This is a genomic window from Deinococcus sp. KSM4-11 (assembly GCF_004801415.1).
In the GTDB taxonomy this organism is placed as follows: domain Bacteria; phylum Deinococcota; class Deinococci; order Deinococcales; family Deinococcaceae; genus Deinococcus.
The window spans coordinates 200,580-224,326 of sequence record NZ_SSNX01000006.1; the positions used below are offsets into that span (position 1 = coordinate 200,580).

23 protein-coding genes are annotated in these 23,747 nt (G+C 66.4%); 20 read left to right on the top strand and 3 right to left on the bottom strand.

The features are described 5' to 3' along the window. Positions 1-1,385: 1,385 nt before the first annotated feature. A complete protein-coding gene (locus E7T09_RS16565; RefSeq protein WP_255578446.1) occupies positions 1,386-2,657 on the bottom strand; it encodes an FAD-binding protein in 1,272 nt (423 codons plus the stop codon). A gap of 473 nt (positions 2,658-3,130) precedes the next feature. Here E7T09_RS16565 and E7T09_RS22485 point away from each other — a divergent pair, with 473 nt between their 5' ends. Continuing rightward, positions 3,131-3,256 (top strand): hypothetical protein, encoded by a 126-nt coding sequence (locus tag E7T09_RS22485; protein WP_255578442.1) that lies wholly within the window; start codon positions 3,131-3,133, stop codon positions 3,254-3,256. 81 nt (positions 3,257-3,337) lie between these two features. Here the strand turns inward: E7T09_RS22485 and E7T09_RS16570 are convergent, their stop codons facing one another. Continuing rightward, positions 3,338-3,913, bottom strand: coding sequence for a TetR/AcrR family transcriptional regulator (locus E7T09_RS16570; protein WP_136390300.1), 576 nt, complete (start codon positions 3,911-3,913; stop codon positions 3,338-3,340). A 92-nt stretch (positions 3,914-4,005) separates the two neighbouring features. Here E7T09_RS16570 and E7T09_RS16575 point away from each other — a divergent pair, with 92 nt between their 5' ends. Next, positions 4,006-4,464: an anthrone oxygenase family protein gene (locus E7T09_RS16575; protein ID WP_136390301.1), complete on the top strand. Its 459-nt coding sequence runs from the start codon at positions 4,006-4,008 to the stop codon at positions 4,462-4,464. Here E7T09_RS16575 and E7T09_RS16580 read toward each other — a convergent pair. Next, a complete protein-coding gene (locus E7T09_RS16580; protein ID WP_136390302.1) occupies positions 4,456-5,211 on the bottom strand; it encodes a C39 family peptidase in 756 nt (251 codons plus the stop codon). The genes E7T09_RS16575 and E7T09_RS16580 overlap by 9 nt on opposite strands. Before the next feature lie 270 nt (positions 5,212-5,481). On the opposite strand from E7T09_RS16580, the gene E7T09_RS16585 reads away from it, so the two are divergent. The 18 genes from E7T09_RS16585 to E7T09_RS16670 all read left to right on the top strand — a co-directional run bounded on the left by E7T09_RS16585 (position 5,482) and on the right by E7T09_RS16670 (position 23,738). Beyond that, positions 5,482-6,624, top strand: coding sequence for a substrate-binding domain-containing protein (locus tag E7T09_RS16585; protein WP_136390303.1), 1,143 nt, complete (start codon positions 5,482-5,484; stop codon positions 6,622-6,624). Between the two features lie 41 nt (positions 6,625-6,665). Further along, a complete protein-coding gene (gene modA / locus E7T09_RS16590; RefSeq protein WP_136390304.1) occupies positions 6,666-7,427 on the top strand; it encodes a molybdate ABC transporter substrate-binding protein in 762 nt (253 codons plus the stop codon). A gap of 41 nt (positions 7,428-7,468) precedes the next feature. Beyond that, positions 7,469-7,678 carry a molybdopterin-binding protein gene (locus E7T09_RS16595; protein ID WP_136390305.1) on the top strand — a complete coding sequence of 70 codons (210 nt, stop codon included), beginning with the start codon at positions 7,469-7,471 and terminating at the stop codon, positions 7,676-7,678. Between the two features lies 1 nt (position 7,679). Continuing rightward, positions 7,680-7,880: a hypothetical protein gene (locus E7T09_RS16600; RefSeq protein WP_136390306.1), complete on the top strand. Its 201-nt coding sequence runs from the start codon at positions 7,680-7,682 to the stop codon at positions 7,878-7,880. A 58-nt stretch (positions 7,881-7,938) separates the two neighbouring features. Continuing rightward, positions 7,939-8,715, top strand: a complete 777-nt coding sequence (locus E7T09_RS16605; protein ID WP_136390307.1) for an ABC transporter permease — start codon at positions 7,939-7,941, stop codon at positions 8,713-8,715. A gap of 524 nt (positions 8,716-9,239) precedes the next feature. Then, complete coding sequence (locus E7T09_RS16610; RefSeq protein WP_136390308.1) at positions 9,240-10,193, top strand: LacI family DNA-binding transcriptional regulator; 954 nt, start codon at positions 9,240-9,242, stop codon at positions 10,191-10,193. Positions 10,194-10,252: 59 nt separating this feature from the next. Then, positions 10,253-11,485 carry an extracellular solute-binding protein gene (locus tag E7T09_RS16615; RefSeq protein ID WP_136390309.1) on the top strand — a complete coding sequence of 411 codons (1,233 nt, stop codon included), beginning with the start codon at positions 10,253-10,255 and terminating at the stop codon, positions 11,483-11,485. Positions 11,486-11,573: 88 nt separating this feature from the next. Continuing rightward, positions 11,574-12,671 carry a carbohydrate ABC transporter permease gene (locus E7T09_RS16620; protein ID WP_136390310.1) on the top strand — a complete coding sequence of 366 codons (1,098 nt, stop codon included), beginning with the start codon at positions 11,574-11,576 and terminating at the stop codon, positions 12,669-12,671. Then, a complete protein-coding gene (locus E7T09_RS16625; protein WP_240741845.1) occupies positions 12,668-14,209 on the top strand; it encodes a carbohydrate ABC transporter permease in 1,542 nt (513 codons plus the stop codon). Before E7T09_RS16620 ends, E7T09_RS16625 begins: the two co-directional genes overlap by 4 nt. Positions 14,210-14,358: 149 nt before the next feature. Beyond that, positions 14,359-16,242 (top strand): glycogen debranching N-terminal domain-containing protein, encoded by a 1,884-nt coding sequence (locus tag E7T09_RS16630; protein WP_136390311.1) that lies wholly within the window; start codon positions 14,359-14,361, stop codon positions 16,240-16,242. Then, the gene (locus tag E7T09_RS16635; RefSeq protein ID WP_136390312.1) at positions 16,235-16,429 is read left to right on the top strand and encodes a hypothetical protein; all 195 of its coding nucleotides are present in this window, start codon (positions 16,235-16,237) and stop codon (positions 16,427-16,429) included. The genes E7T09_RS16630 and E7T09_RS16635 overlap by 8 nt, the downstream gene beginning before the upstream one ends. A 29-nt stretch (positions 16,430-16,458) precedes the next feature. Beyond that, positions 16,459-16,650 (top strand): fibronectin type III-like domain-contianing protein, encoded by a 192-nt coding sequence (locus tag E7T09_RS16640; RefSeq protein ID WP_168734899.1) that lies wholly within the window; start codon positions 16,459-16,461, stop codon positions 16,648-16,650. 463 nt (positions 16,651-17,113) lie between these two features. Continuing rightward, positions 17,114-17,866 carry a gluconate 2-dehydrogenase subunit 3 family protein gene (locus tag E7T09_RS16645; protein WP_136390357.1) on the top strand — a complete coding sequence of 251 codons (753 nt, stop codon included), beginning with the start codon at positions 17,114-17,116 and terminating at the stop codon, positions 17,864-17,866. Between the two features lie 33 nt (positions 17,867-17,899). After that, entirely contained in the window at positions 17,900-19,654 is a 1,755-nt protein-coding gene (locus E7T09_RS16650) for a GMC family oxidoreductase (RefSeq protein WP_136390314.1), read from the top strand. A 281-nt stretch (positions 19,655-19,935) separates the two neighbouring features. After that, positions 19,936-20,415, top strand: a complete 480-nt coding sequence (locus E7T09_RS16655; RefSeq protein WP_136390315.1) for a cytochrome c — start codon at positions 19,936-19,938, stop codon at positions 20,413-20,415. A 446-nt stretch (positions 20,416-20,861) separates the two neighbouring features. Beyond that, a complete protein-coding gene (locus E7T09_RS16660) occupies positions 20,862-21,827 on the top strand; it encodes a sugar phosphate isomerase/epimerase family protein (RefSeq protein WP_136390316.1) in 966 nt (321 codons plus the stop codon). Beyond that, entirely contained in the window at positions 21,820-22,686 is an 867-nt protein-coding gene (locus E7T09_RS16665; protein WP_136390317.1) for a PfkB family carbohydrate kinase, read from the top strand. Before E7T09_RS16660 ends, E7T09_RS16665 begins: the two co-directional genes overlap by 8 nt. Before the next feature lie 59 nt (positions 22,687-22,745). Beyond that, positions 22,746-23,738 carry a substrate-binding domain-containing protein gene (locus E7T09_RS16670; RefSeq protein WP_136390318.1) on the top strand — a complete coding sequence of 331 codons (993 nt, stop codon included), beginning with the start codon at positions 22,746-22,748 and terminating at the stop codon, positions 23,736-23,738. Positions 23,739-23,747: the final 9 nt, after the last annotated feature.

The following is a 23,747-nucleotide window of genomic DNA, read 5'->3' on the forward strand; positions in this document are numbered from 1 at the left end:
TGCTCTGGTTGCCGCGCGGTCTACTTGTCTTTGCCTTTGCCCTTCCCCTTGCCCTTCCCCCGGTCATCGTGCGGGGGGGGCGTGTTGGCCTGGCCTGGCGGGTCTTTTTTTCCAGGCTGCACCGGGGGTGGCGGCGCTGGCGTGGGAGCCGGAGCAGGATCGGGCCGGGGCGCCGGGCTGGGCTGAGGCACAGGAGCCGGTTGGGGCACAGGTGCAGGCGCCGGTTGGGGCGCGGGGGCAGGGGTGGGCACTGGGTCGGGCGCTGGCGGTGGCTCCGGGGTGGGCGCAGGCTCCGGCACGGGAAGCGGTGACGGTGCCGGGCTGGGGGGGACGGGCGGCATGGGCCTTGGCTCCACGCCTTCCGGGTCGTGGGGTTCCACGGAGGGCGCGGCGATGGCGACCACCCACTCGGAGTGCGCGACCTCGGCTGGCGGGGGCTGGGCGGCAGGCGGCGTGGAACGGGGGGTCGCGACCACCACTGGGACGGCCGCAGATATCCGAGGGGACGCCGGCACTGCGACGGTGACCGGGCGGGACACCGGCACAGGAGGTCTGACGGGAACCTGTGCTGTGACGTGGCCCACCACCCTGTGTCCGGCCACGGGCTGTGCCACCGACGGGGCGCGTGGTATTGCGGCGGCGGGAGTGTGAACCGGTGGTGGCACCACCGCAGTCTGTAGGGCTTGTGGATGAACCTCTGCAGCGTGGGTGGAGCGAACCGCGACCAGCCTGCGGGGCCGCAGCACGGCGACCACCGGAACCGGGAGGCTGGGTGCCGGCACCACACGCGCCGCCCGGTTCGCCGCACTGGACGGCGCAGGTTGAGGGGTACGAACCGTCGCCGTGCGCGGCGGCACGGAACTCACCGGACGGATCACGCCGATCTGAGGTGTGGGGAGGGCCGGCGCGCGGCTGGCGACGGATGGCCGCGGCGACGGAGCGGCGGGAATCGGTGGAGCCGGGTGGTGCCTCACCTGGAACAGCGGCGCGGGAATCCCGGGCACCCCGCCCGGTTCTTGGGTGGCTTCCGGTGCGGCCGCGCGGTTGTCTGGAGGCGCGTGGTGCAGGCCAGCATCACCGCCGCTCCACCGGGCCCGGACGGCATCGGGCAGCACGACGGCGAGCGCGACCGCCACGGCCACCGGGTAGATCACCAGCGTGTTGTTCCAGCGCACCGCTCACCTCCTCATGGGGCCAGGTCAGGGCGCGCAAGAGCGCCATGGCGGGCCTGACGGCTGTTCCTGCGCGCATCGTATCCCAGGGCATTGGGCAACGAAAGCCTGCCTGTCAGCGCCAACCCCGCCTGACCTTGAGGTGGCGCCAATGCAGCGGGGGTGCCATGACCGTTGCACCTCACCTTTGCGCAGAGGAACGCCGCCAGTGCTTCAGGCCGAGCCGATGAGGTGTGTGTCCAGAAACGCGTTCCGAAACTTCCCGCCGGGATCGAACGTCTGCATCAGGTCGCGAAAGTCCGGCAGTCTGGGCAGGTCTGGCGGCGCGACGAACACTTTCCCCCAGTGGGAACGGGCCCCGAACGGAGCCAGCGCCGCCTCGATCGCTGGAAGGACTTCCCTGACGGCCTGTTCATCCCGTCGCCATGTGAAATGCACCGCGGCGCAGTCCCGTCCGAAACATGGACTGAGCCAGAAGGTGTCGGCGGCCACGGTTCGGACTTCCGAGACGAGCAGCAGCGGCGCGAGGCGCGATCCCAGCGCGAAGAGGGCGCGCAGCGCGGCGGGGGCATGCTGCCTGGGAATCAGATATTCACTCTGAACCTCTTCCCCACTGCTCGGCGTGTGGCCCATACGAAAGTGCGGCCAGCGCTCGAACCAGGGGCCCGGCACGCCCCCCTGTGGGGTGCACGGTGTCGCCGACAGCCCCGGTACCGGATGGACATCGTGCTCTGCCAGAGCGGCTCCGAACCACGTCCGCGGCGCGGGGCGCCCCGTTCCGTCAATGCGCCGTTTCAGCCACGCCTGATGAAAAGTGTCGTCCTGCCAGGTGGTGAACAGACTGACGCTGTCCGCCGCCGTCATCATGGCGTCAAAGTGTTCGGCCACCTCTGCCAGCGCCAGGCGCTCGTAGACGTCCTGGCGCACCTCGTAGGTCGGCTCGACGGCCAGGGTGAGTGCGGTCACGATACCGAGCGCCCCCAGCGACACCACCACGCCGGGAAACAGTTCGGGAGTGTGTTCAAGCGACAGGATGCTGAGATCCCCGCTGGCGGTCAGCAATTCCAGGCGTGTCACCGCCGAGGCGAGCACTGCCGCAGTCGTGCCGGAGCCGTGCGTGCCCGTCGCGCATGCTCCCGCCACCGAGAGCTGCGGCAGGGATGCGAGGTTGGGCAGCGCGAAGCCCTGGGCATGCAGCGACGCACCCAGTTCGCCGTAGCGCACCCCACCCTCGATCCGGACGGTGTGATCCGCAGTGTTCACCTCTCCAACGTTGTTGAACCGCTCCATGGAGACCAGGTCGCCGACGGTGTCGGACAGCCGGTTGAACGTGTGCCGGGTGCCGAGTGCCTTGACCCGCACGGACTGCTCGAGGATCGCCTGCAGTTCCACGACGGTGCCTGGCCGATGAACCCGCTCCGCGCCGTACGTGACGTTGCCGCCCCAGTTGGTTTCGGAGACCTGCCGCTCCGGCCGCAGGGTCACCCGGGCATCCCGGCCACCCAACGGACGGGCGAGGGGTACGCCCACGTCATGCAGGGGGCTCCATTGAGGAGGTCGCTACGGGCGTGCGGTCGAACCATAGGTCAGCCTCCTTCTTTTGAAATCAGACGTCAAGGCAGCCAAAGCCCGGTGTCACACCTCAGCCGGTCTCGATGCTTGGGCGTGCCCATCCATTCACAAGTCTCGTCAGGTGGTGTCCGTGAGACTGACCCGACACAGGTGGCCGGATCTCCTCGCCGTGCCCGGCTGGCGCCTGAGCTACGGGGCATTGAAGGCTGATCAGGTGATCGCACCGCTGGAGGTTCTGCGGCACCACCCGTCGACCATCACCTCCTGGAGAACCTGGGAACTGCCGTGCTGTGGCCACTGACGTGGGTGAGAATGCAGGCGGAATTCCTCGTCGGCCCTCATGGATCTCGTTGGTCAAGTCAGGACTCGCATGGCACGATCCGTTAATGTCGAAGGATCCGCGTCCACCGCCCTTCGGTGACGCGCCCACGTGGCTGCTGATCGTCCTCATCGTGGTGGCGCTGCTTCTGCTCGTGAGCCTGATCGTACAGGGCCTCAGCGCCTCGCCATGACGGCCGCACTTCCGCCGATACGCGGGCAGGCGGCTCGCATCGCAGAGCTATCAGAGCGTGAACTTCGCGGCCATGATGGCGTCATTCAGCGACGAGTCGATCCACCAGCACGGCCAGCCGGTGTGATGTGCCCTGTGGTGGCAGCCGACCCGAGCGGGTGAGGGTGACCAGTCCGTGCAACGCCGCCCACACGACTTCGGTGAAGACCTCCGGATCGGCGGTACCCGCCACCGCACCGAGCGTGTCCAGCAACGCTGCGAACGCCTCGAGGAGCGGCAGCGGCGTGGCTGTATCGGCGAAGGGAAGGCTGCTGCTGAGACTGAACATGGCGTCGTATACGGTGGGGTGGCGCCCGGCGAAGGCGACGTAGGTCTCGGCCAGTGCGGCTATCGCAACACGCCCTGTCGTCCCGTTGGACACGGCGCTGCGCAGGGCCGCCGTCAATTCGGCGAACCCTTCGAGGGCCACGGCCCCGACGATCTCGTCCTTCCCGCGGAAGTGGCTGTAGAGCACGGGCTGGCTGTACCCGATGTGTTCGGCGAGTCGGCGTGTGGTGACGGCGTCCCAGCCCTCGGTCTCGGCAAGGGTGCGTGCCGCCGAGATGATCGACTGGTGGCGATCCGCGCGCTCACGTGCCTTGCGCTCCTGGACAGTCATGCGGAAATCCTAGCACCGCTTGACATACTAGCAACGCTAGAACTAGCATGGCTCAGCAATCTAGCGTTGCTAGAAACTACGGGAGGTGGAGGATGCAGGAAGGACTGGCGGTTGTCACCCTTGTTCTGGTGGGCCTGATGGTGGGCGTGGAGGTCTGCGTCGCGGCCTTCGTGAATCCGACCTTTGACCGGCTCCCGAATGGCGGCGGCCTGGCTGCCCGCAGCGACGGCGCCCGGGTGCTGGGGCGGGTGATGCCGGTCTGGTACGTCGGCTCCGTCCTCTGCAGCGTCGGGTGGGCCGTGCAGACCTGGGGTCGTCCGGAGGCGTTGACCGTGGTGGTGGCCGCTGCCCTGCTGGTGGTGAGCGTCGTCCTGTCGGTCATGCTGCTGGTGCCGATCAACTCACAGGTGGCGCAGTGGTCATCCACGGGCGCCCCGGCGAACTGGCGGGAGCAGGTTGGACGATGGGACCGCCTTCACGTCCTCCGGGTGGCCATCCTCGTCATCGCGTTCACACTGCTGGTTCTTTCGGGCGTCAGCCACTCAGCCTGACTTTCCGATCAACTTGCGCACTACGGCGTCGTACCCTTCGGGATACACCGGGAACATCTGCCGCGCCTGCGTGTTCCACAGCACCTCAAAGCTGTGATAGCTCAGATACGCCAGGGGCCCCACCATGCTGTCACTTACCCAGAACACCCGGGCCTGATCGTCATAGCCGCGTACCACCCGGAAGTGGTTGATGTGCCCTGGACGATCGAACCATTGCAGGACGATCACAGGAATCCCGAGCGACAGCAGGCGCTTGACCTGGGCTGGCTGGCCCTGCCGGACGGCGATGGTCTTGAGTTTGAAGCGCGCCAGCTCAGGCGCGATGGCGCTGATCTGCATAAACGCGTCACCGGTGCGGGTGGTGCGCTGGATGACGTCCTGACCGATGTGAACACGGTAGAAACCCAGAACCGAGGACAGGGCGCTGGGCCCGCAGTTGTTGTAGGTCTGGAAATCGAAGCTCAGGCCCTGCAGATAGGTTCTCACCGGAAGGGCGTCGCCGACCGGCAGCCACTCACTGAGGGGCACCCAGCCGATGAAACTGGCCACGGTGGCCGCGGGGGGTGAACTCCACGCCACGGGGCCCGAGACGCCGGTCGGATCAGGACGCGGCAGGACAAGGCCGGTGTTCGACCGCGCGGACGCCATCATGACGCAGCCGAGCAGACAGAGCGCCGCACTGCGCCGGCCCCACACGTGGATCGCCATCATGGCGGGCTGGCCGCAGGACACACTGGAATGAGGCATGCAGGTGAATCATAAAGGGTCGTGAGGCCCTGGGACGCAGTCGTATGGAGTGAGTGCCGGTGGCCCGCAGGTCTGCCCGGACTTGCTCCTTCCGGCAATGCTCCGGAGGGACAATCCAACCAGGGCACCTGGTTCTCATTCCAGACGGTGGGCACGAACACGTGAGCTGCTCTACCCACTTCGCATAGGCGAGGTGATTCACTTCGGAAATCGACGGATCGGGTGGTCGCGCTGCCTTGACGTCCCGTAACCCCTGATTTACCCTCGGGCATGCCCTCCCCGGTTCAGAGCGCCGTGCCACTGCATTGCCAGGTTCGCGCCCGGCGCGAAGCGCTGCACCTGCGATCCGGCGAGCTGGCGGCGCAGTGCGGAATCACGCGTCAGGCGCTGCATTCCATCGAAACGGGCGTCTACGCGCCGAACACGGTCGTCTCCCTGCGGCTTGCCCAGGCGCTGTCGTGCCGGGTCGAAGACCTCTTCACGCTGGTCGAGGATCAGGTCACCGCCCAGGTCCTCAAGCCCCCGCCCCTGGACGGCAGCCGGGTGCAGCTCGCGTGGGTGGGCGAACGCCTGCTGGCGTTCCCGGTGTCCGGTGAGGCCGGCTGGGGCCATCCGGCAGACGGCACGATCTCCACGCCGCCGGGCCTGCCAGCCGGGCACGTGTCCGTCCAGCTGTTCACCGAGCAGGGGCTGGCCCGGAGAACGGCCGTCTTGATCGGGTGTGATCCTTCATTAGGGGTCGCGTCGAGCCACGTGGGCCGCCAGCATCCGGACACCCGGCTGTTGTGGCAGTCAGCGTCGAGCCTGCAGGCCCTCAAGGCGCTCGCCCGCGGCGAGGCACACGCGGCGGGCATCCACCTCTGGGACGCCCGGTCTGGCGTGTCCAACCTGCCGTTCGTCCAGCAGGAACTCCCTGGCCGGCGGGTTCACCTCTACACGTTGTGGTCATGGGAGCAGGGCCTGCTGGTCGCCCGGGGCAATCCCCACGGGATCACCGGCATCAAGGACCTGCAGCGACCCGAACTGCGGATGGTGAACCGGGAGCGCGGCTCGGGCAGCCGGGTGCTGCTCGACGCGTGGCTGGCGGAACTCGAGCTCCCGCCCATGGCGCGCCGCCGCCTGCCCGGGTATCACGACGAAGCCCAGAGCCACCTGGACGCGGCCGCTCAGGTGGCGTCCGGCCACGCCCACGTGGCCCCCGGCCCACGCTCGGCGGCTCAGGCACTGGGGCTGGACTTCATTTCCCTGCAGACCGAGCGCTTCGATCTGGCCGTCCCGGACGAACATCTCACCCACCCTGCCATCGCTGCGCTGCTCAGCGTCGTGCAGCACCCCACCTTCCGTGCCGAGATCGCGTCCCTGGGCGGCTACGACCCATCCCACGCCGGAGAACACTGGCAGACGACCAGCTAAGCCGAACCCCACTGCGCTCGCCTCCTCCCCCTGGAGTCCCCATGCTCAAGACCGTTGCCCTCACCGCCGTCCTCCTGACTGCCAGCGCCGCCGCCGCCGCCAACCTCACGGTGTTCGCCGCCGCGTCGCTGACCGACGCCTTTACCGAACTCGGAAAGGCCTTCGACGCCCAGAGCGGCAACACGACCACCTTCCAGTTTGCCGGCTCTCAGGCGCTGCGCACCCAGCTCGAGAACGGTGCGAAGGCCGACATCTATGCCAGCGCCAATGACGCCCAGTTCACCCCACTGGTCACCAAGGGGCTGATCGCGGCCGGGCAGCCCTTCGTGCGGAACAAGCTCACCCTGATCGCGCCGAGGAACAACCTCGCCCTCCAGACCCTGAACGACCTGAGCAAACCGGGCCTGAAACTGGTCATCGCCGACAAGACCGTGCCGGTAGGCGATTACACCCGGCGCATGCTGGCGGCCATCGACAAGTCGGGCACCTACGGCAAGGACTTCTCGGCCCGCACCCTGAAGAACGTGGTGAGCGAGGAAACCAACGTGCGTCAGGTGGCCCTCAAGGTGCAGCTCGGCGAGGCCGACGCGGCCGTCGTGTACACCACAGACGTGACACCCATCCTGAAGCCGCTCGTGCGCGTGATCGCCCTGCCCAGCCGCTTCAACCAGAGTGCCTCGTATCCCATCGGGGTGCTCAAGGGCTCTGCCAGCCCCGTGGCGGCCCAAGCGTTCGTGACCTTCGTGCAGTCCGCCGCCGGCCAGAAGATTCTCAAGAAGTGGGGCTTCCTCAGCCCGCAGTGATCTGCTCCACCTGAGCCATACGCCTTCCAAGGAGTTCCACCATGCAGATCAGCGCCCGCAACACCCTATCCGGCACTGTCAAATCCATCACCCTCGGGAACGTCAATGCCGAGATTGTCCTGGAACTTCCGGGCGGCGTGGAGCTGACCTCGACCATCACCCGCCACTCTGCCGAGCGGCTGGGCCTCGCGGTCGGCCAGCCTGCCTCCGCGATCGTCAAGTCCAGCGACGTGATGATCGGGGTGGAGTGACTTGCGCCACTTCCTGACCGCCCCGGCACTGGTGGCCCTGGTCAGTGGCGCGACGCTGGCCCAGACACCGCCGGCCCCGGAACCGGTCACGACCTACACGGCAGCCGGCCAGAGCTTGACCTATACGGGCGATCTCAAAGGAGGCCGTTGCGTGAGCAACCTGATTAGCCTGCAGGTGCTCCTAGCACCCAGCGGCCAGTGAGGGTGATCCGGCGGCTTCCGGCGGACCACCGCTCTTGAGGCGCGCTCGCCAGCAGCAGATGGCACCGCTGCCACTGCTGCTCAGCCTGCTGATGGCCGCTTTTCTGCTGCTGCCGACCCTGGTGCTCCTCACGCGTGGGCTCACGGCGGACTTCTTGCCCACGCTGGGCAGCCCGGCCGTCACCGACGCCCTGCGGGTGAGCCTGCTCACCACTGGAATCACGCTGCTGCTAACCCTCACGCTGGTCACGCCGGTGGCCTATCTGCTGGCCCGTTCCCGCTTTCCCGGCCGCACGGTGCTGGACACGCTGCTCGACCTGCCGATCGTCCTGCCCCCGGTCGTGGCGGGCGTGGGGTTGCTGTTGACCTTCGGGCGCAGCGGACTGCTCGGCCCGCCCCTCGAACTGGCCGGGATCAGCATCGCGTTCTCGCCGGCCGCCGTGGTGATGGCACAACTGTTCACGTCAGCTCCGTTCTACCTGCGCACTGCGAAGGCAGGCTTCGGCTCGGTCGACCGTGAGGTGGAGGCGGCGGCCCGCACCGATGGTGCCGACGCCTGGGCCGTGTTCCGCTTCATCACGTGGCCGCTGGCCTTCCCGTTCCTGCTCGAGGGTCTGGTGCTGACCTGGGCGCGGGCGCTGGGCGAGTTCGGAGCCACCATCCTGTTCGCCGGTTCGCTCCAGGGCAACACCCGGACGATCACCCTGGCCATCTACGGCGCGCTGGAGTCCGATCTGGCCCCGGCGCTGGTGCTGTCGGCCGTGATGGTGCTGCTCTCGTTCGCGGTGCTGCTGGCGGTGCGCCTGCTTGCCGCCCGCCGCGCTGAAATGGCCTGACCCGGATCAGTCAGCCCAACACATGGCAGGCGAGGGCCTGGAGGCGGCCCAGTCGAGTCTGGCTGCGCGCCGCAAAGCGACGAAGGTTCAGAGGAACGCCGTGCCGGTGTCCCTGCCCATCAGACTGTAATGACCATCTGCCCTTGGGGTTCAGCAGTTTCGACAAGCTGCGGCGCGATGTGGCGATGGTGGAAATGCCGGTATTGCCTGCCGAAAAGCGGGAGAGTGGCCAAGCCATTCCACAGCCCTTCAGGGCGCCACGGGAGGCCATGCTCACGACGGTTCAGCCTGTCTTCCCGCCCCTCTCAGCAGCCTTGTGGCCCATACTTCGCCCAGCTTCATGCCTGCGCACCCTTCACGTTCAATGAACAACAGCCCAACTTCGCGTTCTTGACACTCAGAAGCCAGGGTGCGATTCTTCAGACCTCAGGTTTGTAACCGCTCACATTCTGGCCCAGGTCAGAACCCTACGCCCGCATGTTTTGTAAACGGTTACAAACTGCGTGTCTGCCCGGAGGTCGCGTATGTCCCGTCCCACCATTCATGACATTGCGCGGCTGGCGGGCGTCAGCACGGGCACGGTCAGCCGGGTGATCAATGGACACAACACCGTGGCCGTACGCACCCGCCAGCAGGTGGAGCAGGTCATGCGCGCCATGGACTATGCGCCGGATCCAGCTGCCCGCCAGCTGTCCTGGAGGACGGGGCACACGGTCGGCCTGTCGACCATGGCGGGAGATCCGCTGCTGAGTCCCTACCAGGTGCTTTTTCGCCGCTCACTGGAGGCGCGTACTTCGCCCGCCGGGGTGCAGCTCATCGACCTGCACGGCGACCTGCCGCTGGGCCGGCTCCCGTCCGCTGTGGTACTGATGCACATCAAGGACGGCGACGCGCGCCTGACGCTGCTGGAGGAACGGGGGGTGCCCCTGGTCATGATCGGGCACCATGAGCGGCACAGCTGGGTCGCGCCGGATGACCGCGCCGGCGCCGCCCTCGCCACCCGCCAGCTCACGGAGGCCGGACACCGCCAGCTCCTGTTCGTGGGGGCGGGCGAGAGCCAGGTGGCCCGCGACCGCGAGGAGGGCTTCTTGCAGGCCGCCCGCGCGGTGAACGCGGCCGTGGCGACCCTGCCCGGCGGGTACACCGCCCTTGACGGGTACCGGACGGTACGCCGCGCGTGGGAACAGGGGCTGCGCTTCACCGGCTGCTTCGCCGAGACCGACGAGCAGGCAGTCGGTGTGGTCGCGGCGCTCGAAGACCTCGGGCTGGACGTGCCGGGCCAGGTGTCGGTGGTGGGCTTTGACGGCCTGCCCGAGCTGCCGCTGCCTGTTCCCCTCACCACCGTCTCCCAGGACATCGACCGCATCGCGGAGGTGGCGCTGGGCCTCGTACAGGAGGCGCTGGCCGGTGAGCCACCCCGCGGCGAGTACGTGCCCGTGCGCCTGCAGCCGGGTCAGACGGTGGCGCGGCCACCATAGCGCCATATCGGCGTTGTTCCGTCCAATTCAGGCCCTTTCACCCCGTATTCGGAGGTTCTATGAAACGCACCACCTGTCTGTCCGTGCTCGCCCTCACGCTTCTCGGCCAGTCTGCCCTGGCGCAGACCACCATCAAGATCAACGGCTACGCCGGCCAGGATCCGGCCATCGTGGGAGACCTGATCAACCGCTTCGTGAAACCCGCCCTCGCCAAGGACAAGATCACGGTGACCTACGAGCCGCTCCAGGGCGACTACAACCAGCAGCTGACCACCCAGCTCGCGTCGGGAACCGCCGGTGACGTGTTCTACCTGCCTGCCGAAACCCTCGATACCTATGTGGCCACCGGCAAGATCCTGCCGCTCAACGGTCTGGTGAATACCAGCCCCTTCATCAAGACGCTGAACACGACCTTCACCCGCAACGGCCGCCTGTACGCCATCTCCAAGGATTTCAACACCCTGACCCTGGTGTACAACAAAGACCTCTTCGATGAGGCCAAGGTCGCCTACCCCGACAACAACGACACCTGGACCAGCCTGCAGACCAAACTGGCGGGCGTGAAAAAGGCGCTCGGCAATGATTACTACGGCATCTGCCTGGCGCCCGACTACGCCCGCATGGGCCAGTTGGCCTTCTCGGCTGGCTGGAAGGCCTTCGACGCCAAGGGCAAGACGAACCTGCTCGACCCGAACTTCCAGAGTGCCTTTAACTTCTTCACGGGCCTGGCCAAGGACAAGGTCGGCATCCAGCCCAGCGAGATCTCGCAGGACTGGTCCGGCGGGTGCCTGAAGACGGGCAAGGTGGCCGTGGCCATCGAGGGCAACTGGATCGTCGGCTTCCTCAAGGACAACGCCCCGAACCTGAAGTATGGCACCGCCCTGATGCCGAAGAACGACAAGACCGGCAAGCGCGGCAACTTCCTGTACACCGTCGGCTGGGCCATCAACGCGAACACCAAGAACAAGAACGCGGCCCTGAAGGTGCTGAACCTGCTCACCAGTCCGCAGGTGCAGCAGTACGTGCTCGAACAGGGCCTCGCCATTCCCAGCCGCTCGGCCCTGAGCAACAACGCGTTCTTCAAGAAGACCGACGCCGGCGCGCAGAACTCGGCCGCCGTGTTCCAGGGGGCGTCCGACGGCACCGTGTACGGCTACGCCTTCGGCCCCAAGGGCCCCGACTGGGCCAAGCCGATCAACACCGCCCTGGCGGCCGTGCTGAGCGGACAGATGAGCGCCGCTGACGCCCTGAAGAAGGCACAGGCGGACATGAACACCCTGCAAAGCCGCTGAGTCACCGGGCTCGGGGATGGAGGGGTCAGAGTACTGCCCCTCCATCCCCGGCGCCCTTCACCCTGACGCCCACCGGCGGGAGGCTGCCATGCACAGAAAAGGTCAATCGGCCACGGCGTATCTGTTCCTGGCCCCGTTCCTGATCACCATCGTGGTGTTCTTCTTCTATGCCTTCGCGCGGGCCGTGTATTACTCGTTCACCGACTACAACCTGTTCAACACTCCGCACCTGATCGGCTTCAAGCCCTATTTCGACGTGCTGGGCGACTCGCTGTTCCGCCGCGCCCTGGCCAATACCCTGGTCTTCGCGATCACCGTGACGATCCTGCAAACCGTGGGCTCGCTGCTCATGGCAGTCGCGCTGAACAACAAGATCAAGGGCCAGGCATTCTTCCGTTCGGCGTGGTACATGCCGAGCATCACCAGTTCCGTGGTCATCACCCTGATCTTCCTGTGGCTGTTCCAGCGCCGGGGCGTAGCGAACTACTTGATCACGCAGTGGCAGGCCTATCAGCCCCTGATCCTGACCTTCCTGGGTGTGCTGATCGCCGCGCAGGTCGTGCAGGTCATGTTCGAACGGGCCCGAAGGCTGCCGGCGGGCTGGTTCGATCCGGCCCTGGCCGCCGCGAGCGCGCTGGTCGCGCTGGCCGTCACAGCTGGCCTGGCCGTCCTCGGCGTGCTCCACCCCCGCGCCGTGCAGCCCTTCGACTTCCAGTACTTCTCGGACACCTGGGTGCATATCGGCAACGTGCGGCTCCTGAGCATGCCGCTGCTGGTGGTGATCGTGATGAACACCTTCACGACCATTCCCACCCTGATGCTGTTCTTCCTGGCAGGCCTCCAGAACATTCCGGGGACGCTGTATGAGGCCGCCGACATCGACGGGGCCACGCCGGTTCAGAAGCTGCTCGGCGTGACCGTGCCGATGCTGCGCCCAGTGACCTTCTACGTCCTGACGGTCTCGTTGATTGGCACCATGCAGATGTTCGACCAGGTGGCCGTGATCGGCTCGGCCGCTCCCCAGGAGACCCTGATCACCATGGCGTACTACGTGTATACCAACACCTTCAAGTCCGGCGCGGCTCCCGTGAACATGGCCTCGGCCGCCGCCATCCTCCTGGCGCTGATCATCCTGCTGATGGTCTACCTGCAACGCCGCTTCTTCGTCGCGCCGGAGGCCGTGTGAGCGCCCCGGCCCTGCCCCGCAGCGGCGCGCGCTTCACCTCGCCGCAGGATCAGGAACGCTGGCTGGCCCGCCGCCGCTGGGCGCGGGCGGGCTGGCTGTACACCTTCATGATCGTGATGAGCTTCTTCTTCCTGGGGCCCTTCCTGATGGGCGTGCTCAGCAGCGTGAAGGACAACCCGAACGAGTACCCGCCCCGCCTGATCATCCCGCAGTTCAGCCCCGCTTCCATTTCCCGCGCGTGGACACAGGGCGTGCAGGGTGCCGGCGACGGCTGGAACGGCGGTCTGCGTCCGGGCCGCAGCGTGACCTTCGACGTCAGCGTGGATTCGCCGCAGGGCGCGCCCCAGGCCCCGCCGTCGGTCGCGCTGTTCACCTACCAGCCGACCAGCCTGGTCGCGCTGGCCAAGCAGGCCCAGGCCCGCGACTACGCGCAGGTCAAGACCGAGCAGACCGGCGTGAGCGGCACCGTCCACACCTACCGCACCACTGTCACGTATCCGCCCCTGACCACACAGACGGGCGAGGTCGTGCAAGCCAAACTCGGCCCAGTCAGCGACCACCTCACGGCCCTGCTGCCCGGCGGGCAGAGCGTGGATGTGACGCTCGACACGCCACAGGCACAGTCTCACCAGTACGACCTCTCGGAAACCCAGCCGGTGGAACTGGTGAAATCCGGCGGCAAATACCTGCTGCTCGGGCCGGTCTTCCAGCGCACGCCGCTGCAGGTGGACGTGCAGCGCGGCCAGCGCATCACCGCCAGCACGCTGCCGCCCAGCGACCAGCAGAACTTCGACCGCTCGTTCGCCTACCGCAACATCACGCCCGGCGTGCTGGGCTACACCTTCAACAACTACCGCCGGGCCTTCGACGAGACGACCAACCCACAGACGGGGCAGAGCCTGTTCCTGCGCTGGGTGGGCAACTCCTTCCTGTACGCGGCCCTGCGCGTGCTGGCCGCCATTCTGTTCTGCTCGCTGGCGGGCTATGCCCTGGCGCGGCTCGACTTTCCCGGCAAGAACGTGATCTTCGTGGTGGGTGTGCTGTTCGTGCAAATGGTGCCCGGTCAGGTCAACCTTGTCAGCAACTACGTGCTGCTGCGCGACCTGCACCTGCTGAACATCTGGGGCCTGTGGCTCCAGGGCCTGGTCGCGGCCGGCGGCGTGTTCCTGATGAAACAGTTCTTCGAGGGCATGCCGCGTGAGCTGGAGGAATCCGCCAGCATCGATGGTGCCGGCCCGTTCACGACCTTCTGGCGGGTCATGCTGCCGCAGGCTGGCCCGGCCCTGATTGCGCTCGCCATCACGCAGTTCCAAGGGGCATGGAACGACTTCTTCTGGCCGGTGGTGCTGCTGCGGCAGAACACCGACTTCACGCTGACGGTGGGGCTGTCGAACTTCCGCTCCGCGTATGGTGGACAGGGCGACTACGGCCTGATCCTGGCCGGCGCGGTGCTCAGCGCCATCCCGGTCATCATCGTCTTCGTGGTGTTCCAGCGCTACTTTGTGGATACCGGAGCCGACAGCGCCGTGAAGGGCTGAGGCGCTGGCCCTGCGAGAACCACAGCAATACAGGTGGCCCTGCGGTCGCTGTACGGCCCGTCGGCTCCATCCCCATGATCCGGAATCCACGCCGGCCCATATCCGCTCCTGCCCGCCCCCTGGCGCGGGCGTCAAACCAAGGATCAGCCATGCTCAGCACCCGAACCGTTCTTAAGGAGAATGACATCTACCTGGTCGCCGATGCCGAGTACCGCATCGGCAGCGCAGAGGCCGGCGTGTACCGGCGCGATACCCGCTTTCTGTCCCGCTACGCGTGGACGCTCGACGGCGATGCTCCCCAGGCCCTGCTGCTGCACGCGCCCTACCCCTTCTGGCTGCACGAGCAGGCCGCGAACCGGGACGTGGGCTACACCATGAAGCTCGGCCTCCGCCGCGACCTGCAGGTGCACGCCGGCGGCCTGCACGACCACCTCACGGTCACCCGCTATGGCAGTGAGGACGTGCATCGACTGGCTCTGGAGGTCGCCGCCGATTTCCTGGACATGTTCGAGGTGCGCGGGTGGCCCAGTGGCCTGGGTGAGAGGAACGTGGACGTGCAGCCCACTGAGCGCGGTGTGACCTTCGCCTACACTGCCCTCGACGGCCTGCGGAGCCGGGCAGTGCTGCGCGCCACACCCGCGCCCACCTGGACTGGCACCCACCTGGAATGGACACTCAACGGGGACGTCACGGTCATCGATGTGGCGGTCTCCCTGCTCGAGGGCGACGAGGAGCCCGTAGACGGCGATCCCACGGCCCTGGCGGCCGAGTACGACGCGCTGGTGGCCCGCGTGCGCGGCGCGCAGCAGCTCCCCGATCCACTCGACCAGCGCGTGCTGGAGCAGAGCGTCTCGGATCTGCGCAGCCTGTCGTTCCACACCGAGGCCGGGCCGTTTCCCGCCGCGGGCCTGCCCTGGTTCGTGGCGCCCTTTGGCCGCGACTCGATGATCATCGCCCTGATGGTGCGGGAGCACCTGCCAGACCTGGCCGTCACGGTTGCGCGCTACCTCGCTGCCCATCAGGGCCAGCGCTACGACCCCGTGACCCTGGAACAGCCAGGGAAGATCCCGCACGAGCTGCGGGTCGGCGAACTGACCCGCACCGGACGAACCCCTCACCGTCCGTACTACGCCACGGCCGACGCCACGCCACTGTTCGTGTGGCTGGTGGGTGAGTTGAGCCGGACGCACCCGGCACTCGTTCATGAACTGCGCCCGCACTGGGAAGCCGCGCTGCGGTGGTGCGCGACCGACGGCGACCCGGATGGTGACGGCTTCATCGAGTACACCCCGGATCCCGGTGGCATCACCAACGCCGTATGGAAAGACTCGGGCGACTCGACGTTCACCGAGGACAGCGTGGACGTCAGCGGGCACGTCGCCGTGGCGGAGGTGCAGGGCTACGCCTACGCCGCCTACCTCGCGGCCGCCGAGCTGTACCGCGCGCTGGGCGAGGCGCACGAAGCGCCCGCGTGGGAAGCGCGCGCGGCACAGCTGCGCACACAGTTCCATGCGGCGTTCTGGTGGCCCGAACGCAGCTATTACGTGCACGGCCTGAACGGTGACAAGAAGCCCCTGCGGGTGCTGGTCAGCAACCCGGCCCACACACTGTGGACCGGTATCATTCCGCCAGAGTACGCCGCGGCGGTCGCCCGCACGGCGCTCGGGCCCGAACTGTGGAGCGGCTGGGGGATCCGCACCCTGGGCACCCACGAGATCCGCTACAACCCGGTGTCCTACCACAACGGCTCGGTGTGGCCGCACGACACGGCCGCCGCGGCCCTGGGCATGCAGCGCTACGGCCTGCACGCCGAGGCAACACAGGTGGCCCGGGCGCTCTTCGACGCGGCCCGAGCGGCTCCTGACGCGCGCCTGAGCGAGTTGTTCGCCGGCTTTGGACGCGAGCCTGGTACACCCCCCGTGCCCTACCCTGCCGCGTGCCACCCGCAGGGCTGGGACGCCGCGATTCCCCTCGCGCTGGCCCACCTGCTGGCCTCGCCGGTGCGCCAGAATCCCCCCGCACCGCGTGACTGATCCCACCACGCCACAGGTCGAGGCCCTGCTGGCGCAGATGACGCTCACGGAGAAAGTCGGGCAGCTCCACCAGGCGCACGGGCTGGGACGGGCCGACCACGACGAGGTGCGGGTGGGCACCGCCATCGTCGCCACCAGCGCCACAGCGGGCAACGCCCGTCCGGAACGGGTGCGCGCGGCCGAATAGAACGCGCTGCAGCGAATCGCGGCGAGGTGGTGGTTCGGCTGTACCTTTGTGATCTTCAGGCCAGCCGAACCCGCCCAATACGCGAATTGAAGGGCTTCGATCCGATCACCCTGGATGCGTCGCCCGCATCCAGGGTGACCTTCCGGCTCGGCCCGACGGACTTGACCTTCTACGACAATCAGGGCCAGCCCCGATTGGAGCCGGGCGATGTTCTGCTGTGAGCGGGCAGCGATAGTCGCGCCATGATCGCGGCCACCTTCACCGTGCGGCCTGAGGACTAATTCTGCTTGTCTGAGAAAGCCTCCGTGCCAGCGTATTCTCCCCGACCTCGCTGGACTGGAAAGCCGCCCTGGCTTCTCCCTGTCCCTGAGCGCTGTCCCTGATCGGGTGGAACGTCCCCCAGAGTGTCGGAGACAAAGGTATCTACCTATCACGCGACGTTGACAAGCTTTCATCAGAGTCGTAAGGTTCAAGAAATTTCCCTGTCTGCGTACATTTTAAGCATTCCAACAAAGCCGGGCCAGGTTTTTCGTGGAGCTGCATCGTTTCAGGTCGATAACACCATTTGGAATTCCGCTGAATTGAGGCTGACCCAGGCATGGTTGTGCTGTGGTGACCAGCTCGATACACAATTCAGCGTTCTCTTCTGGTCTGTCCTCAGTGTTGTCCCTCGCAGGAGGCCTCATGTCAGATACGAACGAACGGCGGAACTTTCTCAAGGGCCTCGGTCTTGTGGCGGTCACGGTGGGTCTGGGCACACCCGCTTCGGTCGCCCAGGCGCAGACGACCCCGCCCGCCACGCCTCCCATGCCGGCGATGCCCGCCGCCACAGACAGCGCCACGGCCTACACCTACGTCTTTTTCAACTCCGCCGAGATTGCGTTCGTCGAGGCGGCCGTGGCGCGGCTCATTCCCAAGGATGACCTTGGGCCAGGAGCGCTGGAGGCGGGCGTCTCGTACTACATCGATGGGCAGCTGGCGGGCTGGTATGGAGAGGCGGGACGCTGGTACTGGCAGGGGCCCTGGCTCCAGGGAACGCCGCAGCAGGGCTACCAGCTGCCACTCAAACCCAGCGAGATCTACCGCACAGGCATTCCACTCGTCAATGCCGCGACCCAGAAGCAGTACAAGGCCGACTTCGCCGATCTGACCGCCGACCAGCAGGACAAGGTGCTGTCGGGACTGGAAAAGGGCGAGATCGACCTGGGCCGCCTGCCCGCCCGCACCTTCTTCGCATTTCTGCTCCAGAACACCAAGGAAGGCTTCTTCGCCGATCCCACCTACGGCGGCAACGCCCAGATGGTCGGCTGGAAGCTCATCGGCTACCCCGGCGTCCAGCCCTCCTACAGTCAGGTCATTGACCAGTACAACACGCCGTTCACCGCGCCGCCCACCAGCATCGCCAGCTTTACCGATGATCTGTCCCACTCGCATTGATACCGAGGTTGCATCCCTTCAAGGAGAATTGAAATGGCAAAAAAGCTTCCTTCGGTAGATGCGGTGATGGTCGGAGTGGGCTGGACCGGCGGGATTCTGGCTGCCGAGTTGACCAAGGCGGGGCTGTCGGTCGTCGGCCTGGAGCGCGGCCAGTACCGTGATTCGAATGTGGCCTTCGCGTTCCCGCGGATTCGCGACGAGCTCAAATACGGCATCCGCTTCGGTCTGGCGCAGGATGTCAGCCGGGATACCCTGACCTTCCGCAACAGCGCGGAGCAGACGGCGCTGCCCATGCGCCAGCTGGGTTCGTTCCTGCTCGGCGACGGCACGGGCGGCGCGGGCGCCCACTGGAACGGCCAGACCTGGCGATGGACGCCCTACGATTTTGAAATCTACAGCCAGACCGTCAGTCGGTATGGCAAGGGTGCCATCGACGACGGGATGCAGATTCAGGACTGGGGCCTGACCTACCAGGAGCTGGAGCCCTTCTTCGACCGCTTCGAGTACACCGCGGGGATCGGCGGCACCGCGGGCAACCTGCAGGGCAAGGTACAGCCCGGGGGCAATCCCTTCGAAGGGCCACGGGCCCGCGCGTACCCCAACCCGCCGATGAAGCGCTCGCAACTTGGCGACCTGTTCCAGACCGCCACCCAGAGTCTGGGGTACCACCCGTTTCCTGGCCCATCGGCCAACATGACCCAGGCGTATACCAACCCCGATGGCCAGGCGCTCGGGGCGTGCATGTACTGCGGCTTCTGTGAGCGCTTCGGCTGCGATTACAACGCCAAGGCCAGTCCCAACAACACCGTCTTGCCCACCGCGCTGGCGACCAATAAGTTTGAGATCCGCCACGATGCCAATGTGGTGCGGGTCAATATGGACAGCAGTGGCAAGCGGGCGGTCAGCGTGACCTACATCGATCTGATCACCGGTGAGGAGATCGAGCAGCCCGCCGAAATGATCTTCCTGACCAGCTTCACGTTCGGCAACGTCAAGCTGTTGATGGTGTCCGGGATCGGTGAGATCTACAATCCCACCACCAACAAAGGCACCGTCGGGAAGAATTACACCTATCAGCTGAGTGCCGGAGCGGGCGGCACCATCACTGGCAAGGATCTCAAGGTGTTCGCCGGAGCAGGCGCAGAGAGCGTGGTGATCGACGACTTCAACGGGGATCACTTCGACCATACCGGACTGGGTTTCCTTCACGGCGGCTCCATTTCGGCGTCGTCCAGTGGAGCGCGACCCATTCAGAGCAATCCTGGTGGGTCGGCCTGGGGCAGCGCCTGGAAACACGCCGCCGCCGCCGCCTACAACACGTCGGTGGGCATCGGCGCGCAGGTGTCCTCGCTGCCCTTCCGCGAGAACCATCTCGACCTCGATCCGACCTACCGCGACGCCTACGGCCTTCCCCTCGTGCGGATGACCTTCGACTATCGGGGGAACGAGAGCAAACGCAGCGCCTACCTGACGGGCATCACCACCAAGATCCTCACCGAGATGGGTGCCAAAAATGTCACCGGGCGCGCCCTTCCCGAGCATTACAGCATCGTGCCCTACCAGAGCACCCACAACCAGGGCGGGGCCATCATGGGCTTGGATCCCTCGACCAGTGTCGTCAATCCCTACATGCAGCACCATCAGGTGTCCAATCTGTTCGTGGTGGGGGCCAGCTCGTTCCCGCACAACAGCGGGTTTAACCCGACTGGAACGGTCGGGGCGGTCACCTACCGCCTGGCCGACGCCATCGTCAACCGGTATGTCAAAAAGCCCGGTTCTCTGATGTGATCCCCGCCGGTGGCATCCGATTGATCTGAAGTCGGAGCGTTGGTTCCCCTGCTGCCAGCTCCGGTGGCCGGCTTGCCACCGTTGCGAACCTCCCGGAAGTCAGGGGCCAACGTCCACGCCCTGTCGATCCGCCGCGCGAGCAGCGCCACACGACTTGAGGTGGACGGAGACAGTGTGTTCAGCGAGGCATCTGTAGTTCGAAAGCCCTGGCTCTGTTCCATAATGCCGATAGTCAGCAGTCGCGCACCCGACCCGTCCTAGCCCTCCGCACTGGAGAAGCCATGAAATATCTGCTCCCGACCTTCATCGCCAGTCTCGCCCTCACGGCAGCTCCCCACGCGCTCTCGGCGGCCCCAACCGCTCCGGCGGCGGCCCCGAATGGCAAAAGCCTCTACACGGCCAATTGCGCAGCCTGCCACCAGGCGACAGGCAAGGGCGTTCCCGGAGCCTTTCCACCACTCGCTGGACACTTCTCGGAGATTCTGGCAGCCGATGGACGGAAGTACACGATCAACGTGGTCCTCAACGGCTTGAACGGCGCCATCAAGGTCAATGGCAAGACGTACAACGGCGTCATGCCGGGGTTCGCACAGTTGAGTGACGCCGAGATCGCGGCGGTGCTCAACGAGGTCTCGACCAGCTGGAAGAACGCGTTGCCCGATAAGCAAAAGCCCTACACGGCCGACGAAGTGAAAGCAGAACGCGCCGCCAAAAAGACAACCGAGCAGGTGCACGATCTCAGACCAGCCACGTTGAAATAGTCCGGCTGAAGCAAGCTCATGGCGAGCAGCTGGCATCTGTAAAGCAGGAACAATCCAGAACTGCAGGCGGCCTGAATCTCAGGCCGCCTGCAGTTCTGTGCCGCCACACGACGAGGCCAGTACCTGAGCTCCCGGCCAGTCTGCACCTGACCCTAGCCTGCGCAACAACGAGGCGACCGAACCTGCGCGGCCACCTGTCGCGGCACAGGCAGGAGTGTCTTGCACCCCTTTGCACCACGAACTGGCGTCCTGGTGTTTCAGGCTCGTCCAGCGGGACAGGCTCGGGATGACACCAGCGGTACCGAGACCCGACCCACGACCGGGATTGATCGTTTACGCTCATATGATCACAAACGCTTGACAGAACAGGCTGTATCTGCGCATACTGGCAGAGTCGAAATTTAAAACACGCACAGACGCGCAGGCGTCTGACTCAGGAGGTCTGGATGCTGTTTGCCACGCGTCTCAATTCACTCAAGTCGAGGCCGGAACTGTTCTTCGAACCTGGATCGGTCGGCACGGACGACCTTCTTAGGCGGGCGGCCCACATCCAGGGCCTGAACTCCCTGAGCCTCAACTTCCCCGAGCACTTCACGTCAGCGACCCTGCGCGCGACCCGCGACACCATCGAGGCGCTGGGCCTCAGCGTCGACAGCCTCAACATCCGCTATCCGGCCGACACCTTCGGAGACGGCGGCTTCACCCATCCGAACGCGGCCGTCCGCCAGCAGGCCATCGACCTGAGCTGCCAGGCGCTGGACGCCTGCGCCGCCCTAGGCGGCAACCACGTCATCGTCTGGCCAGGCTTCGACGGGTTCGACTACCCCTTTCAGGACAGTTACGAGCGGATGTTCGCGCATACCGTCGAGGGATTCGCGCAGCTGGCCGCGCATGACCCAGCCATGCGCGTGGGGCTGGAGTACAAGCCCTGGGAGCCGCGCAAATACTCGCTGATCGGCAACATGGGCGAGGCGCTCCTGGTCGTGCAGGAGGTGGGTGCCGACAACCTTGGCGTCGTGCTCGACTACTGCCACGCCCAGATGGCCAACGAACACGCCCCGAAGGCGGCCGCGCTGGCGCTCCGGCATCAGAAGCTGTTCGGCGTCCACCTGAACGACGGGTACGGCCGTCAGGACGACGGCCTGATGGTCGGTACTGCCAGCCTCGTCACCACCCTGGAACTGCTCGTGCTGGTCGAACGCGGCGGCTATCCGGGCACCATCTACTTCGACACCTTCCCGGTCCGCGAGGATCCGGTGCGCGAGTGCGAGTGGAACATCCGCGTCACCCAGCGCCTACTCACCCTGGCCAAGGACATTGCCGCCGATTCCCGCATCGGCGCGGGACACGACGCCTTCAACGTCACCTCCGTCGTCGAGAAGCTGCTCTTCCCCGAGCGCGTGCATGTCTGAGCCGGCCGTGCTCGTGGTGGGCAGTCTGCACGTCGACCACATGGTGCAGGTCGAGCAGTTGCCGGTGCCCGGCGAGACGGTCATCGCCACGGGCAGCTGGTCTCAACTCGGAGGCAAGGCCACCAACCAGGCGGTCGCGGCCGCACCCTATGCCCGTACCACGCTGGCAGCCTGTGTCGGCGACGATGCGGATGGGCGCCGGGCCACGGCAACCCTGACCGGCCTGGGCGTGCTGCCTGCGCTGCAGGTCAGCGCGACGCTCGCCACGGGGTCGAGCGTGGCCCTGCTCGACGCCGCCGGCGAGAACGTCGGCGTGGTGCTGCCGGGAGCGAACATCGACCTGCAGGTCGACGGGGTGGCTTCCACGTTCAGGGCGTCACCGCCACAACTGCTGGTCTGCCAGTGGGAAACCGCCGCCCCGACCCTTCACCGCCTGCTGGAAAGCGCGAGGCAGGCGGGCATCCCGACCCTGCTCAATGCCGCCCCCTGGCACGCGGATCCCGCCTACCACGCGACGCTGGCCCTGGCGGATCACGTGGTCGTGAACGCCGTGGAGGCGCTGGCGTGGATCGGCACCGATCCACTGGTCAGGGCCACGCACCTTCCTTTCGGTCATTCCAGCGTCGTGGTCACCCTCGGTGGAAGCGGCGTTCTGCACTACTCGGATGGTCTGCTCACCACAGACCTGTTCGCCCCGGCCGTCCAGGCCCGCTCGACCCACGGAGCCGGTGATCATTTCGTCGGTGTTCTGGCCGGCCACCTGGCGCTGGGAGCGTCCCTGCCGGACGCGCTTCGGCGCGCGGTGGCTTCCGCCGCCAACTTCGTCCAGCTCCTGCACAAGCATCCCTCTGCTCCGTGATCCACGGCGCGTGCCGACCCCTGTCCCCTCACCCCTTCGCCCGCCTCAGGAGGCCCATCATGAAAACGACCATTCTGTCCGCCCTGCTCGCCGTCGCCAGCGTCGCCACCGCGCAGGCCTTCTCGCCCGACACCGAGAAGAGCCGCATCGAGTCCTCTCAGCTGGAGGCGAAGTTCGGGCCTGTGCCCAAGCTGCCCGCCGGCACCCAGTTTGGCGGCGTGATGAAGGCCCTCTCCAACGAGTACTGGCAGCTGCTGCGCAGCGGATACCTGAAGGGCGGCGAGAAGTACGGCGTGAAGGTGGACGCCCAGGCGCCCAGCAACGAGAGTGACCAGATTGGGCAGCTCAGCATGATGAACACCATGCTCGGCAAGGACTACAAGGCGCTGCTGATCTCCCCGCAGAGCGACGTGAACCTGCTGCCCGGCATCCAGAAGGCGGGCAAGACCAGCCTGGTCGTGAACGTCAACGACGCCGTCGCGCCCTCAGCACAGCACTTCGTGGGCAACAGCCAATACGACAACGGCGTGAGCGTCGCGAACTACCTGCTGAAGACCTTTCCGAAAGGCGGAGAATTCGCCGTGATCGAGGGCCAGGCCGGCGTATACGCCGCGCGGCAGCGCACCCTGGGCTTCAAGACGACCCTGGCGAAGAACGCGGCCCTCAAGATCGTGGCGAGCGTTCCCGCCGACTGGGATCGCCAGAAGGCCTTCACCACGGCCCGCGACCTGCTGCGCCGCTACCCGAACCTGGTCGCCTTCTACTGCAACAACGACACCATGGCGCTGGGCGTGGTCGAGGCCGTCAAGGCGTCCGGCCGCCTGGGCAAGACGCTGGTCTTCGGGACGGACGGCATCAACGCCGCCTACGACAGCATCAAGAAGGGCGAACTGACGGGTACCGTGGATTCCTTCCCGATTCTGACGGGCGAGGTGGCGGTCGAGGTCGCCGTGCGGCTGCTCGGGGGCCAGACGCTGCCGCGCGTGGTCGCCACGCCACAGGCCCTGGTCATGAAAGACAACATGGCCAAGTACGAGCAGTTCAAGAAATAAGCCCGGATC